At 31.5% G+C, this 15,090-nt stretch carries 16 protein-coding genes; 8 read left to right on the top strand and 8 right to left on the bottom strand.

What is annotated here, in order from left to right; genetic code table 11:
- Positions 1-96: 96 nt before the first annotated feature.
- Genes ACFS3A_RS01660 through ACFS3A_RS01650 form a run of 3 tightly spaced genes read left to right on the top strand, consistent with a single transcriptional unit; the run spans position 97 to position 2,597 of the window.
- Positions 97-780 (top strand): cell division ATP-binding protein FtsE, encoded by a 684-nt coding sequence (locus ACFS3A_RS01660; RefSeq protein ID WP_379824354.1) that lies wholly within the window; start codon positions 97-99, stop codon positions 778-780.
- Positions 780-1,667, top strand: coding sequence for a glycosyltransferase family 2 protein (locus tag ACFS3A_RS01655; RefSeq protein WP_379823542.1), 888 nt, complete (start codon positions 780-782; stop codon positions 1,665-1,667). Before ACFS3A_RS01660 ends, ACFS3A_RS01655 begins: the two co-directional genes overlap by 1 nt.
- The gene (locus tag ACFS3A_RS01650) at positions 1,668-2,597 is read left to right on the top strand and encodes a glycosyltransferase family 2 protein (RefSeq protein WP_379823540.1); all 930 of its coding nucleotides are present in this window, start codon (positions 1,668-1,670) and stop codon (positions 2,595-2,597) included.
- Here ACFS3A_RS01650 and ACFS3A_RS01645 read toward each other — a convergent pair.
- Complete coding sequence (locus tag ACFS3A_RS01645) at positions 2,580-3,014, bottom strand: sugar 3,4-ketoisomerase (protein ID WP_379823538.1); 435 nt, start codon at positions 3,012-3,014, stop codon at positions 2,580-2,582. The genes ACFS3A_RS01650 and ACFS3A_RS01645 overlap by 18 nt on opposite strands.
- A complete protein-coding gene (locus ACFS3A_RS01640) occupies positions 2,990-4,069 on the bottom strand; it encodes a glycosyltransferase (protein ID WP_379823537.1) in 1,080 nt (359 codons plus the stop codon). Before ACFS3A_RS01640 ends, ACFS3A_RS01645 begins: the two co-directional genes overlap by 25 nt.
- A gap of 45 nt (positions 4,070-4,114) precedes the next feature.
- Here ACFS3A_RS01640 and ACFS3A_RS01635 point away from each other — a divergent pair, with 45 nt between their 5' ends.
- The gene (locus ACFS3A_RS01635; RefSeq protein ID WP_379823534.1) at positions 4,115-5,251 is read left to right on the top strand and encodes a glycosyltransferase; all 1,137 of its coding nucleotides are present in this window, start codon (positions 4,115-4,117) and stop codon (positions 5,249-5,251) included.
- On the opposite strand, the gene ACFS3A_RS01630 is transcribed toward ACFS3A_RS01635, so the two are convergent.
- The 6 genes from ACFS3A_RS01630 to ACFS3A_RS01605 all read right to left on the bottom strand — a co-directional run bounded on the left by ACFS3A_RS01630 (position 5,248) and on the right by ACFS3A_RS01605 (position 10,963).
- Complete coding sequence (locus ACFS3A_RS01630; RefSeq protein WP_379824353.1) at positions 5,248-6,489, bottom strand: O-antigen translocase; 1,242 nt, start codon at positions 6,487-6,489, stop codon at positions 5,248-5,250. The two genes, ACFS3A_RS01635 and ACFS3A_RS01630, sit on opposite strands and share 4 nt — an antisense overlap.
- Positions 6,490-6,524: 35 nt before the next feature.
- Positions 6,525-7,625 carry a DegT/DnrJ/EryC1/StrS family aminotransferase gene (locus tag ACFS3A_RS01625; protein WP_379823532.1) on the bottom strand — a complete coding sequence of 367 codons (1,101 nt, stop codon included), beginning with the start codon at positions 7,623-7,625 and terminating at the stop codon, positions 6,525-6,527.
- Positions 7,622-8,569 carry a FemAB family protein gene (locus ACFS3A_RS01620; protein ID WP_379823530.1) on the bottom strand — a complete coding sequence of 316 codons (948 nt, stop codon included), beginning with the start codon at positions 8,567-8,569 and terminating at the stop codon, positions 7,622-7,624. Before ACFS3A_RS01620 ends, ACFS3A_RS01625 begins: the two co-directional genes overlap by 4 nt.
- Positions 8,570-8,576: 7 nt before the next feature.
- Entirely contained in the window at positions 8,577-9,179 is a 603-nt protein-coding gene (locus tag ACFS3A_RS01615; protein WP_379823528.1) for a trimeric intracellular cation channel family protein, read from the bottom strand.
- An 88-nt stretch (positions 9,180-9,267) separates the two neighbouring features.
- Positions 9,268-10,116: a hypothetical protein gene (locus ACFS3A_RS01610; protein WP_379823527.1), complete on the bottom strand. Its 849-nt coding sequence runs from the start codon at positions 10,114-10,116 to the stop codon at positions 9,268-9,270.
- Positions 10,117-10,219: 103 nt separating this feature from the next.
- Entirely contained in the window at positions 10,220-10,963 is a 744-nt protein-coding gene (locus ACFS3A_RS01605) for an RDD family protein (RefSeq protein WP_379823526.1), read from the bottom strand.
- Between the two features lie 20 nt (positions 10,964-10,983).
- Here ACFS3A_RS01605 and ACFS3A_RS01600 point away from each other — a divergent pair, with 20 nt between their 5' ends.
- From ACFS3A_RS01600 to ACFS3A_RS01585, 4 genes are all read left to right on the top strand, one after another.
- The gene (locus ACFS3A_RS01600) at positions 10,984-11,964 is read left to right on the top strand and encodes a stage II sporulation protein M (protein WP_379823525.1); all 981 of its coding nucleotides are present in this window, start codon (positions 10,984-10,986) and stop codon (positions 11,962-11,964) included.
- A 9-nt stretch (positions 11,965-11,973) separates the two neighbouring features.
- Entirely contained in the window at positions 11,974-12,750 is a 777-nt protein-coding gene (locus ACFS3A_RS01595) for a DUF4129 domain-containing protein (protein ID WP_379823523.1), read from the top strand.
- Positions 12,743-13,948 carry a DUF4350 domain-containing protein gene (locus ACFS3A_RS01590; RefSeq protein ID WP_379823521.1) on the top strand — a complete coding sequence of 402 codons (1,206 nt, stop codon included), beginning with the start codon at positions 12,743-12,745 and terminating at the stop codon, positions 13,946-13,948. The genes ACFS3A_RS01595 and ACFS3A_RS01590 overlap by 8 nt, the downstream gene beginning before the upstream one ends.
- A 108-nt stretch (positions 13,949-14,056) precedes the next feature.
- Positions 14,057-15,070, top strand: a complete 1,014-nt coding sequence (locus ACFS3A_RS01585; RefSeq protein WP_379823520.1) for an AAA family ATPase — start codon at positions 14,057-14,059, stop codon at positions 15,068-15,070.
- Positions 15,071-15,090 lie beyond the last annotated feature (20 nt).

Here is a 15,090-nt window from a genome sequence, read left to right as displayed (position 1 = left end):
TATTCTCATTTTTTTTAATTTCTTACAGAAATGATTCAAATTTATTTTGAATACAAACGTTATCTTATTACTTTTACCATTCAAATCAATTTTATTATGTCACAAACCGTACTATCTCTTAAAGAAGTCACTATATATCAAGAAGGAAGAAAAATTATCTCTCACATTAATTTGGATGTTAACCACGGTGAATTTATCTACATCATTGGAAAAACAGGTTCCGGAAAAAGTAGTTTCTTAAAAACTTTATATGCTGATTTACCGCTAGTTGAAGGAGAAGGACATATTGTTGAATTTGATTTGGCTGCACTAAAAGAAAACGATATTCCATTTTTGAGACGTAAAATCGGAATCGTGTTTCAGGACTTTAAATTGCTTCCAGACCGTTCTATAAAAGACAATATGCTTTTTGTACTAAGAGCAACCGGATGGCACGAAAAAGATGCAATGTTGCACAAAATTGATGAAGTTTTGGATAAAGTAGGCATGAAAGATTTTGTGAATAAAATGCCGCATCAACTTTCGGGAGGAGAACAACAACGTGTTGCTATTGCAAGAGCTCTTCTTAACGATCCCGAATTTATCCTGGCAGACGAACCAACAGGAAACCTGGATCCACAAACCAGTTCTGAGGTTTTAGAAGTATTAAAAGCAATCAATGCTGCTGGTAAAACAATTATCATGGCTACTCATGATTATGCTTTATTAATGAAATTCCCTTCTAAAACATTGAAATGCGAAGATGAGAGAATCTTCGAAGTGGTGCAAAGAAGCGTGTAATGCTTTCCGTTTTAATTCCGGTTTACAATTACAACATTTTTACACTTGTTGAAACGTTGCATAAACAAATTTCGGATTGTGACATTCCTTTTGAAATTATTTGTTTAGATGACGCTTCGCAAGAATATACAATTGAAAACCAAAGAATTAATCAATTTACAAACTGCTCCTTTTCTATTTTAGAAAAAAATATAGGACGAAGTGCAATTCGAAATTTATTGGCACAAAAAGCAATTCATGAAAATCTGCTTTTTTTAGATGCCGATACCATTCCTGTACATCACGATTTTATTTCTAATTATATTTCAGCATTAACAACGAATCCAAAAGTAGTTTTTGGAGGTATTTTATATGAAACCCAAAAGCCTTCCAAAGAAGTACTTTTACGTTGGATTTATGGTAAAGAACGAGAAGCTTTAAACATTTCTCAAAGAAATCAAAATCCATCAGAATCGGCTTTGGCTTCTAATTTATTTATAAAAAAGGAAATTGTAATTCTCTTTCCGTTTGATGAAACACTGACACAATATGGTTACGAAGATTTACTTTTTTTCACTGCTTTAAAAGCAAAGCAAATCGAAATTACCCATATTGACAATCCCGTTTTCCATTTAAATTTAGAAACTTCCTCCCTTTTTTTAAATAAAACAAAAACAGCTTTAGAAAATCTGGTAATTTTAAACGCCGCAAAAAAGATTTCAATCAATGAAAGCAGAATTATTGCCTCTTTTGAACTTTTGAAAACATTAAAATTGCTTGCTGTTTTTTCTTTTATTTTTCGAAAATCACAATCAAAAATCGAACGAAATCTAGTCTCAGCACACCCATCTCTTTTTCTGTTTGATATTTATAAATTAGGCTATTATTCTTTTTTAAAATCACAATAAATGGCTTTTTTTTCTGTAATAATTCCGCTTTATAATAAAGAACATTTTATCGAAAACACGATACAAAGTATCTTAGACCAAACTTTTCAGGATTTTGAAATTATTGTGGTAAATGACGGATCTACAGATAAAAGTGAAGAAAAATTATTAAAATTTAAAGATTCCAGAATTCATTATTTCAGCAAAAAAAATGAAGGGGCTTCAACGGCAAGAAATTACGGAATAGAAAAAGCAAAATCAGATTTTATAACCTTTCTCGACGCTGATGATTATTGGTATCCGACGTTTTTAGAAACGATGTTTAATCTCATTTCAAAAGTTCCGGATCAAAACGTATTTTCTGCAGCGATTGAATTTGATACTTCCAAAAAAATAATCCCTGTGCAATATTCGATTTCAAAATCAAATAATGACTTTGAAATTGTAAATTATTTTAAAGCTAGTTTAAAAGAAACCGTTCTCTGTACTTCATGCGCTGTTTTTCATAAAACGGTCTTTGAAAAAGCCGGAAATTTTGACACCAGAATAAAAAGCGGTCAGGACACTGATTTATGGATTAGAATTGGTTTGCTCTACCCCGTTGTTTTTTCTTGGAAAATATTAGCTCGTTATGTTTACGATCCTAAAAGTCTTTCAAAAAACAATAAATTGATCCACGAAAAAATGGATTTTTCGAAATATGAAGAAATAGAAAAAAGCAATGCTGACCTCAAAAAGTTTCTGGATTTAAACCGTTTTTCGCTGGCTGTAAAAAGTAAAATTGCAGGAGAAAAAGAATTGTTTACCAAATATTATCAACCAATTGATTTAAAGAATTTGGGATTAAAGAAAAGGCTTTTATTACGTCTTCCAGCTTTTATTTTGATCCTTCTAATTAAAGTAAAAACACTACTCGCTAATTTAGGTCTGGGTTCATCGGTCTTTAAATAACCTGAACTTTTTATATTCCCGAATATAATCATCTTCACTAAATTCACCCGAAGAAAATACCAAACAAACACTTCCGGAAGAGAAATTTTTAAGTTCACGCCAAATCCCCGAAACAATTAGTAATCCAACATTCGGTTTATTGAGCGTTACAGTTTTACTATTTTTCCCGTCTTTCAAAACCACATTAAAACTACCGCTTAAAGCGATTAAAAATTCCTGTTGTTCAATATGTGCATGTCCTCCTCTTTTGCTTCCGCTTGGCACATCATACAAATAATAAACTCTTTTGAAAACAAACGGAATCGTATCTCCTTCAACAACCGAAAGATTTCCTCTTCGATCCTGAATTTTAGGAACTTCTATTATTTGAATATCTGAAATACTGGTCATTTTTATTTGGTTAGAAGATTCTTCCATTGTACGGAAATCGTTTTTAAAGATAAATGTGCAACACTTTCAACAGCATTCTTTTTACAAAAATGGTATAATTCTTCGTCATCTACAAATCGATTCATCGCTTCTGCTAATGCTTTTACATTATGATTTTCGACCAATAGCCCATTAATTTCGTTCTGAATAATTTCTCTCGGTCCAGAATTGCAATCTACCGCTAAAACCGGAGTTCCTAGAGTCAAAGATTCAACAAGAGCCATTGGGAAACCTTCGTAATAACTCGTCAAAATTGTAAATTTTGCTTCGCGAACTTCATTATAAGGATTTTGTTTAAAAGGAAAAATTTCAACATAATTACTCAAATTCAATTCCTCTATCTTTTGTTGAATAAATTTGGAATCATTTCCAGATCCCATTAAATGAAGCTGATACTCTTTCAAAAAAACTTTAGAATATGAAAAAGCTTCCAGCATCAACGTGAAATTTTTTACTTTTTCATCAAATCGTCCAAAGTACAAAATTACTTTCTTAGCTTCTAAAACCTGCTTTTGGAATTCCTCTTCAGCAATAAAAAAAGAATTGTAAATTGTAATCGTATTGTTGAATCTGTAGAGTTGTTTTGCTTTCTGTTCGATTGCTTTTGACACGCAAACTAAAGCCTCTGCCTTTTTATAAATTACTCCTGACCAAAATTTTGAGGAAGGAAAATAGTTTTCAAAATTGTAACTATGCACAATGTAAAAAATTCTCGTATTTCGATAAATGAATCTCGTAATCAATTCTCTTAACAACACGTTTCGGGTTCTGCTGTCTATTACAATCTCTATGTTATTTTCAACTAAATAGCGACGTAATAAAATTCCTTTTTTCAGCTTTCTGAAAGGAAATGAGGATTGGGAACTTTCCTTCTCTAAATTATATAAAGTTCCTGTATACGAATAATCTATAACATTATTTACAATAATCGAATGTACTTCGAAACCGGAATCTTCCAACATAAATGTCAATAAAGCTGCAAAACGTTCTGCTCCTCCTTTCCCTAAAGAATTTGAAACTATTGCAACTTTCTTTTTATTCATGCTTTTGATCAAAAAAGTAAATATATTTGTCAAATATACACATAAATGAAAGTTTTACTGGTAGGAGAATACAGTCATTTGCACAATTCTTTGAAAGATGGTTTGCAGCAATTGGGACATGATGTTTTTATCATTGGTCAAAATGACGGCTTTAAAAATTTTCCTGTTGATTATTCTATTCAAAAGAAATGGGATTCAGGTTTACTTAAAAAAATCAAAATTGGTATTTTTAAAATTTCAGGATTTGATATTAGTTCGTATCTAACTTATCGTCAGTTTCTAAAATTCGAAAAACAGTGTTCCGGTTTTGATGTGGTACAGTTAATAAACGAAAACAGTTTTCACTGTACTTTTAACTTTGAAAAAAAGATCATCTCAAGCCTTTTACAAAACAATAAAAAATTGTTTTTACTAAGTTCCGGCTACGATTATTTAAATGTGAAATATTGCTTCGAAAATCCTGATTTCAAATCTGTGGTTTCATTATATCAAAACAATCAAATTGATAAAAAATCTTTTGCGAATGTTCTGAAATTCCGTAAAAAAGCCTTTTTAAAACTACATCAGTTTATTTATAATAACTGCAACGGAATTATTGCATCAGATTTAGATTATCATCTTCCGTTGCAAGGAAATCCTAAATATTTAGGCATGATTCCAAATCCGATTAATATTGACAAACTTCCATTTCAACCTATTGAAATCAATGATAAAATCATCATTTTTCATGGTATTAACAATGATAATTATTTAAAAAAAGGAAATGATTATTTTGAAAAAGCCTTGGAGATAATCGAAAAAAAATATGGTTCTAAAATTGAAGTAATTACTGTTCGAAGCATTCCTTATTCAGAGTATATTAATCTCTATAATCGTTCTCACATTTTATTGGATCAAATTTACGGATACGATCAGGGTTATAATGCACTGGAATCGATGGCGAAAGGGAAGGTCGTTTTTACCAATGCAGAAACTGAATTTCAGGAATATTACAATCTTTCTGAAAAAGTCTGTATAAACGCTATTCCGGATGTTGCTTATTTGGTAAACGAATTGTCTTTTTTAATTGAAAATCCCGAAGAAATTATTGCGATTGGAAAACGCGCAAGAGCTTTTATAGAAAAAGAACATCATTATGTAAAAATCGCTCAGCTGTATATCCAAAAATGGAGCGCCAATTAAAAAAGGCTTTTTCTAAAATAGAGACAAAGTACAATCAAATAGATTAAATTTTGAAAGGCATAAGCTATTACAGCTCCTTCAATTTGAAATATTTTAATACAAAACAAACTTGCAAAATACAAAAGCGTAATAGAAAACAATTCAGTTATTATAAAAGCTGAAGTCAATTTTTTAGCAAAGAACTGATAGCCTAAAATTAGTGCACAAACTTTAAAAATATCTCCTAAAAACTGCCAGAAAAACAAATTGGTTACAGGCAAAAATTCTTTTGTAAAAAGAAGTTCGACTACAAAAAATCTAAGGACGTAAAGTACAATTAAACCCAAAATAAAAACGGGTAGAATGAATTTATAAAACTGCCAAAAAATACTTTTTGTTTCTTCTCTTGTTGAGGCTTTCGCCAGTTTAGGCAAAAAATAAACGGTTAGAATTGTGCTGACAAACAATAGATAGTAAGACGAAATTCTGGTTATAGTTTCCCAATATCCTGCCTGCTCTACTCCCAAACTTTGAATAATTTGATTTCGGATTGCCAGGAATACAATTGGTCCAAAAACAGACGAGACCAAAGCCATTAACGAATAAGATGAGAGGTTTTTTAAAACCTGAAAATCAAAGAAACTGAAGTTTATGATTTGAGAAAAATTAATTTCTTTTTGAACCAGATAGAACGTAAAAAAAAACAATAAAGCGGGTGCAATAATAATAGCCAGTAAAGCACCAATTGTCTGGTATTGTAAAATCATGAAAACAGAAACCAATAATCCTATTGTATTTCCGATGATATTGATCCAGATTACCTTTTGAAATTTACCCAACCCGTTTATCAAAGCAACAAAAAAAATGGAAACCGCATAACAAGGCAAAGCCAAAGCCAGAACCTTAAAAATCATCACATATTGGGTATTATTTCCGAAAATTTTGTAATTCCAATAGTTGGCTGTACAGAACAAAAAAACACTCAAAATAACAGCTACACCAAATAAGCTAAGAAAAACAGTTGTGGTTATTTTTTGGAGTTGTACTTGATTTTTTTCGTTTTCGGCAACGTATTTTACAATACCATTTTGAAAACCTAAAGTTGAAATATTTTCCAGTGAAGTCAAGAAATTGCGAAGATTTCCAACCAAAGCCATTCCGCCAGGACCAATAAAAATGGCTAATATTTTTGACGTAATTAAGCCAATTCCTATTTTTAAAACCACGCTGAAACTGTTTAAAGAAGTAATCTTAAACAAACTGGTTTGAACTATTTTTTTATAGAAATTCAAATTTAGTACTGATTTAATATTTCTATAATAAAATCGACTTCAGATTCCGTTAAAACGGGGCTCATTGGCAAACTCAAAACTTCGTTATGAATCTTTTCGGTAATAGGAAAAGATAAGTGATTCCAATCCGGAAAAGCTTTTTGTTTGTGCGGAGGAATTGGATAATGAATTAAGGTTTGAATATTATATTGCATTAAATATTCCTGCAGCTTTTCTCTGTTTTTTGTTCGGATAACAAACAAGTGAAAAACGTGATTATTCGAAAAATCCCAAAATGGTAATTCTATTTTATCGTTTTTTATTTCAGACAAATAACGCTTTGCAATCTTTTGTCTCTTTTCATTGTCAGTATCTAAATTCGGTAATTTTAAATTTAGAAATCCTGCCTGCAATTCGTCCAATCTGGAGTTTACGCCAATATATTCGTTATGATATTTTTTTTCTGAGCCATAATTTCGAAGCGAAAAAAGCACTTTCGCTAATTCAGAATCGTTTGTTGTAATTGCGCCTCCATCTCCTAAACATCCCAGGTTTTTCCCAGGATAAAAGCTATATGCGCAGGCTGATTTTAGATTGTAGATTGTAGATTGTAGATCATTGATCGCTCCATGTGATTGGGCACAATCTTCAACTACAATCAGATTATTATTTATTGCAATTTCATTGATTTTTTCCATTTCGGCCAATTGTCCGTATAAATGAACAGCTAAAATGGCTTTTGTTTTTGGAGTGATTTTTTCCTCAATTAAATCCGGATTTATATTGTATGTCTCTAATCTTGGTTCAACCAAAACCGGTACTAAATCGGCTTGTAGAATGGCCAAAATACTTGCGATGTAAGTATTGGCAGGAACAATAACCTCATCTCCTTTTTTTAATTTTCCAAGTTGAATATATCCTTTAAAAATTAAAACTAAAGCGTCAAAACCGTTACCAACACCAATACAATATTTTGATTTGCAATATTGAGCAAAAGATTCTTCAAAGGTTTCCACTTCTTTTCCTAAAATATACCAGCCGTTATTTAAAACCGTTTTCAGTTTTTCCTGAAAAGCAGTTTCATACGGTTCGTTTATTTTTTTTAGATCTAAAAAAGGTATCACTTGAGTTCAATTTTGTAAAAATCCTGACTGTAAACCGTACAGCCTAATTCTTCTTTTTGTTTTAAAAGTCCGACATTGTAATCTTCAGTATCAGAATTCACAATTCCCATATCAAAAAAATGTTTTCCTTTTCGTTTATATTTATGAATCAGATTTATGAATAAAAAGTCAAGAGCCCGAAATTCTTCTCCTGTTTTTGAAGTGGCTCCATACTGCGATTTTATCACATTCTTTGTTTCAAAAATTGTTATTCCGGCAATAATTTCATCGTTTCTGTACGCCGAATATTGTTTTATATTTTGAGGGAATTTAGATTTTAAAAATGTGATTTCTTCTTTGGAATGAACGGGTTTTGTATTGAATTTCTCCTGCAATCTAGGTTCCAAAACTTTTTCCCAAAATGGATCAAAGTTTTCTTCTTCGAAAATATCTAGATCAAGATTTTCAATTCTTCTGAAATGCTTCATTTTACTTTTAGAAATCTGTAACGGAACAGATAAATTAACCGCCAGATTCATTTCTTTTCTTTCTAAAACCGCTCCCCTTTTCAATAAAAAAAACTCCATTTCCTTATTTCCTCCAGAAAAGTAAAAATCAGGAATTGGTTTATAATAAAAAGTTTCAATCTTATTTTCTTTCAAAAAAAGTAAAATATTATCTAAAATAGATTCCACCTTTTCGCCATTCAACTTAGAAGAAAAAACCAATCCGCCGTAAGTAAGTCCCTGATGTGAATAAACGGTATTTCCTTTTCTATTGGCCGGAAGAACAGCTCGTAATTTATGCTCTTCAAAAACTAAAAGCGAATAATCTTCAAATCGATCTTTATGATATTCCATAAAATCGCGATGAAATAAAAAAGTAGCATTTTTTGCCTGGGAAATAAAGTCGTTCCAAGCTGTAAAATCGTTTTGATCGTATTTTTTTATGATATATTTTGTCATTTCCTGATTACTTGTGATCAAATGCTTTTAAATGCCATTTGTATTTTACTGCCATCAAACGGATTACAATGATTACAAGCGAAGTAACCAAATATAAAATATCATCGTTTAGGTTTAAGCTTCTCAAACCAAAAAATACAATTCCGCCAAAAATACAGATTGTAGCATAAATTTCTTCCCTAAAAACGTTCGGAATTTCGTTGCACAAAATATCTCTGATTACGCCTCCAAAACAGGCTGTCATGGTTCCAAGTGCAATACAAATTGCCGGATGAAGACCTGTCAGAATTCCTCTTTCCAAACCAATTAAAGTAAAAACGCCAAGACCAATCGTATCAAACAGAAACAAAGAAGTTCTTAGTTTATCAAAGCTTTTTCTAAAAAGAATTGCTAAAAAAAAACCTAAAATAATCACATAAACATATTGCATATCACGCATCCAGCCAACCGGAGTTCTTCCAATTAGCACATCTCGCAGTGTTCCGCCTCCTACCGCCGTAACAAATGCAATTATAAAAACCCCAAACGGATCTAGTTTTTTATGCATTGCCGTTAAAGCGCCGGACATAGCAAAGGCCATTGTCCCAATAATATCAAGTAAGTGAAACATTTTTTCTTAAGTTACAAAGATGCAAAGGGTCAAAGTTACAAAGTTGTAAGGAATTATCTGAACAATTTAAATTCTTAAATAACGATGCTTATTTTTTTACGTAAATCGGACTTCTTTTCAGCAGATAGGTAACAGAATCCATCCAACTGTCTTTTACCGCCAAAAATGGCTTTCGGGTCTGCGAATATATTTTATCTTTGTTTTTATACATATCAAAATAAACAGTGTAATAGTAATAAGTCTGATTATTGGCAGTTGTAGTAGAAACATCGTTGGTTTTTACTTTTTTGTTATTGTCACTTACCTTTGCGTTTCCACTGTTATATGTTGTCGCTGTTGTACTAGTTCCAATTGTATAAGAAATTTTCGCAGCCACAATATTATCTACTCCCAGTATTTTCTCAAGATCGTCAATTGGAGTTTCGTCAATATTATTATGGTCAATTCCCGCTTTATGCAGCAAACTGTTTGTGGTTCTTAAATCCTGAACTGTTAACGGAAAAATATTGGATGATTTGTCCAGAAGTTTATTGTAAAGATCGTTTTGAGCAAATTTTGCCATGTCTTCTGAACTCTCCTGATTATCTGAATTTAAATACGGAACCGGAAGAACGGCTATTGTATTGGGTTTCATTTCAGAAGCTGTAATTGCAGTAGAACCAGATGGAGATTCGGTATTTCCACCACTTACATCAAAAGTCTGTGATCTTCCGCTGGCAAAATCAATTCGTGCAATTTTTGACACATCCAGAGCAATTTGAAGAGTCTCGCCGGGAAGTGAATATTCCACGCTTGTATCAGACACCTTTGAAATCGTACATTCGATAATCTGATAATCTCTTTTGATGATTTTATCTAATTTTTTTCCGCCCTGAGCGAAACTGAAAATGAATGCAAACAACATTAAAACAACAAGGAAAGACTTTCTATTTTTCATGTTTTGGAAGTTTAATTTTCACATTAAAAACTAATAATCAGTTAAATATAAAAAATATAACTTCAAATTGAAAAACATTTTCAATTCTTCTTCATTAAATCTATTACATATGTTGTGTATAGAAATTGTAATCTTTTAAAATCACTCTGATAAAATCAATATTATTTCCGGATTGGTTTTTAATACCTGTTACACTTTCGATTTTTGCAACCAGTTTGTAAATGATTTCGTGATCGTTTTTGGCTTCGGCTTTTTGATAAGTTTCTTTAATGATTCGCATATCATTGTCTGAAAGTTTGATAACCAAAGGATAAGTCGGTACATACGCTTCTCCAATTTCTTCCAGAATGGTATGACTGATATTGATTCTGTTTTTTAAAGTAATAACAGCTGTTCCTGCCGCCATATCTCCCAGACGCTGTGATTTCTTACTTGTAATTACGGTTATAAGTCCCGGAAGTCCAAAAAAACTAAAAAAATCAATGACTCTAAAAAACCAGCGAATTAAATAATCTCCAAGACCCGCCTGATAACCATCAATTTTTACCACTTTAATTTTTACCACTTTCTTTCCAAACGATTGTCCTTCAAAAATGCTTTCTAAAACTAAAGAATAGACAATAATGGGTGAATATATAATTAAATAAACTGCTCCTTTGGACCAGCCATCCAGATTAAACATCAAACGATCAACCTGAAGCCAGTCAAAAATAACCAGCGAAATGGTGTAAATATAAGAGACTATGATAGCAATATCAATGAAAAAAGCTCCTAATCGCTCGCCTACAGTTGCAGCGATAAAATTTATTTTGACATTTTGTGTCGTATTAATAGATAATTCTGACATATTTTATATTTTAGCCTACAATGAGAGAAATCGCTTTTATAAAACAAAACAAAGAAAAATGGCTCGAATTTGAGCTGGCAATTTTCGGTAAAGCTAAAAAAAATCCTGATGAATTAGCTAATTTGTACATTCAAATGATGAATGACTTAGCGTATGCCCAAACGTATTACCCTAAAAGCAAAACGGTTATCTACTTAAATCATTTAGCTTCTCAGATTTATCAGAAGATTTACAAAACCAAACGAACCGACAGTAATCAATTTATCGATTTCTTTAAAATCGATGTTCCTTTGCTGGTTTACGAATACAAAAGATACCTTGCTTATGCTTTTGTTTTATTTTTTATCACCGTTTCAATTGGTGTACTTTCCGCTCGTTACGATCAGGATTTTGTCCGCTTGATTTTAGGAGATGATTATGTCAATATGACTTTAGAAAACATCAAAAAAGGCAATCCTATGGCTGTATATGGCTCAGGAAGCAATTGGGGAAGTTTTATTGGTATTACCGTTAACAATCTTTACGTCGGTGCCAAATGTTACTTTTATGGCCTTTTTGCAGGAATCGGTACTTTTTATATTTTTCTTCAAAACTGTATTATGCTGGGTTCATTTCAGTATTTCTTTTATGAGCAGGATGTTTTCTGGAAAAGTGTTAGAGGGATCTGGATTCATGGTTCTATGGAAATTTTTGCCATTGTAATCGAAACTACTGCCGGATTTATTTTAGGTGCTTCTATTCTTTTTCCTAAAACTTTTTCCAGATTAAACTCATTTAAAATTGGATTTAAAAACAGTTTCAAAATTTTCCTGAGTACTTTTCCTTTCACCATAAGTGCAGGATTTTTGGAAGGTTTTATTACACGATATTCTATTGATATGCCCAATTGGTTAAGCAGTTTTATCATTTTATTTACGCTTGCCATTATTTCATTTTATTACCTGGTTTATCCTTTTATTGTACACAAAAAATTAAATTCATTAACTGCCGAAAAACTTTAAGTCCAAGTAATGACAAGATTATTTTTTATTTTATCTTTTCTTTTTTGCTGCTGTGTTTCTAAGGCTCAGGATTCTGTTGTAATACCTGTAGATCCACCCAAAATCAGTAGCATTAAATATACTGAAAAGGATATTCAGGTCGATTCCCGCCCAATAACTACCAAGCATTTTGATAAAAACTTCAAAAAAAAATATACAGATCCGGAATTTGTATACGAGTATAAGCAGCCGGAAAAAAACTGGTGGGATCATTTTAAGCATTGGCTGGCAAACTTATTTATTAAACTGTTCAATTTTAAAAGCGTTAAAAGCTCACTCAACTTTGTTGTTATTTTGTTCAGGATTTTAATGGTTTTAATTATTATTGCGTTAATCTATTTTATAGCAAGAGCATTAACCAAACAAGAAGGAAGATGGATTTTTGGAAAAAGCGCCAATAAAAAAGCCATTTTTTATTCTGATGCCGAAAAAAATATTCACCTTTTAGATTTCGAAAAATTAATAAAAGAAAGTATCGAAGCGGGCGAAAAGAGAATCGCTGTACGCTATTATTATCTGTGGCTTTTAAAAGTGATGGCACAGCGTAATTATATCGAATGGGATATCGAAAAAACAAATTCAGATTATTTATACGAATTACAGCAACCCGCTCATAAAGAAGAATTCATGTATCTTTCTTATTTGTACAATTACATTTGGTACGGCGAATTTGAAATTGATGATATTGTATTCAGAAAAACAGAAAATAGATTTAAGAATGCTTTAAAAATGTTTGGCAATGGATAAAAACGTTAAAATATACATTGCTATTCTCGTTTTTATATTCGGTTTAGTACTACTTACAGACGAAGGAAAACCAAAACCTATCGACTGGACTCCTACTTATTCTGTAAATGATAAAATCCCGTTTGGATTATACATCTTCGATCACGAAATCAAAGATTTTTTTAAGAATCAGAAAGTAGAAAAAATAGCAAGCCAGACACCGTATGAATATTTAGATGCTCAATACGATGACAATAAAAATGTCGAAACCTATAAAATCAAAGGTACTTTCATCAATATTTCTGAAGCCAACAATATTGATGACCAGTCTATGAAAGAAATTTTATATTTTGTTTCGCATGGAAACAAGGCTTTTTTGAGCATGCGTGCATTTCCAAAAATTTTATTAGATTCTTTAAAGATTGAATTGCAAACCGATTTTATGCCTTCAGAAAATGTTTCAATCTGGATGGCTAATAAAAATGTCAGTACTAAAAAATATACTTTCAATACGGGTTTAAGTGATTATTTTTCTAAAATAGATACTCTCAATACAAAAGTTTTAGGTTATCAAAACGGCAATAAAAATAAAAGACAAATTAACTTTATTGAAGTTCCTTATAAAAATGGTTATGTCTATTTACACACTCAGCCAGTGGCATTTACCAATTACAATCTGTTAAAAAAAGATCATTCTCAATATGCTGAAAATGTACTTTCTTATTTTACAAAAGGAAATATTTTCTGGTATAATAAAAGTTTAAATGATAAAAGAATTTCGAATTCTCCGTTGCGTTATATTTTTAGTCAGCCGGCTTTAAAATCGGCTTGGCTATTAGGACTATTAGGCATTTTTATTTTTATGATTTTTAATGCAAAACGCAAACAACGTATTGTACCAATTGAAAAACCATTGCAGAATCTAACAGTAGATTTTACCAAAACCATTGGGAATCTATATTATCAGGAAGGAGATCATACCAACATTATTGATAAAAAAATTATTTATTTCTTAGAAAAAATCAGAACCGATTATCTGATTGATACTTCGAAACTGGATGAAGAGTTTATAAAAAAACTGCATTACAAAACCGGAAAAGACGAAAAAGACATTGAAGATCTTGTCAGATTAATCAATGATCATCGAAATAGTTATCACGGAAGTCTCGAAGAAGATTTGATTAAAATAAATACAGCAATAGAAAAGATTTTACATTAACCAGAAATATTTGCCACAGATTAAAAAGAAATAATACAAGTTATTCCATTTCAACAAAAAACTTTTAATTTCTTTAATCTTTGACTAAAAAAACAAAACATACCAATTATGGACGAGATCAATACAACATCAGGTGAAATCACAAATGAAAATGTGAATTTTGAAACCCGAATCAATTTAGGCCCTCTTTTAGAACACGTTAATACGATTAAACAAGAGATCGAAACTGTAATTGTGGGTCAGCATAAAATGGTGGATCAGCTTTTGGTGGCTATTTTATCAAACGGACACGTTCTTTTAGAAGGTGTTCCGGGTGTTGCGAAAACCATTACTGCCAAATTATTATCTAAAACTTTAAATATTGGTTTTAGCAGAATTCAGTTTACACCGGATTTAATGCCTTCTGATATTCTAGGAACCTCTATTTTTAATTTGAAAAGTTCTGAATTTGAATTCAAAAAAGGACCAATCTTTTCTAATTTAATTTTAATTGATGAGATCAACCGTGCACCAGCAAAAACACAAGCGGCACTTTTTGAAGTAATGGAAGAACGTCAAATTACAATTGATGGATCCGGTTATCAGTTAGAAGCACCATTTTTAGTAATTGCAACGCAGAATCCAATTGAACAGGAAGGAACTTACCGTCTTCCGGAAGCTCAGTTAGACCGTTTTCTTTTCAAAATTACAGTCGATTATCCAAAACTAAACGAAGAAATTCTAATTATCCAAAGAGAACATTCTTTACAGGATCATGGAAAATTAGATGCTATAAAAACCATTCTTTCTTCTGATGAAATTAAAGAATATCAAGGTTTGGTAAAACAAATCAGAGTGGAACAAAATTTATTGGAGTACATTGCGCGAATTGTTGTAAATACCAGAGAAAATGCTTTTTTATATTTAGGAGCTTCTCCTCGTGCTTCAATTGCAATTTTGAACGCTGCTAAAGGTTTTGCTGCTATCCGAGGACGCGATTTTGTAACTCCCGAAGATATTAAAGAAGCTGCTATTCCTGTTTTACAACACCGAGTTATTGTAACTCCGGAACGTGAAATGGAAGGCATCACAAGTTCCGAAATCATTAAGCAGATTATTGAAACGGTGGAAATTCCGAGATAATATTTAGTTTTCAGTCGCAG

It is taken from the genome of Flavobacterium notoginsengisoli (genome assembly GCF_042686225.1).
GTDB lineage: Bacteria > Bacteroidota > Bacteroidia > Flavobacteriales > Flavobacteriaceae > Flavobacterium > Flavobacterium notoginsengisoli.
This window is presented reverse-complemented; position numbering and strand designations above follow the sequence as displayed.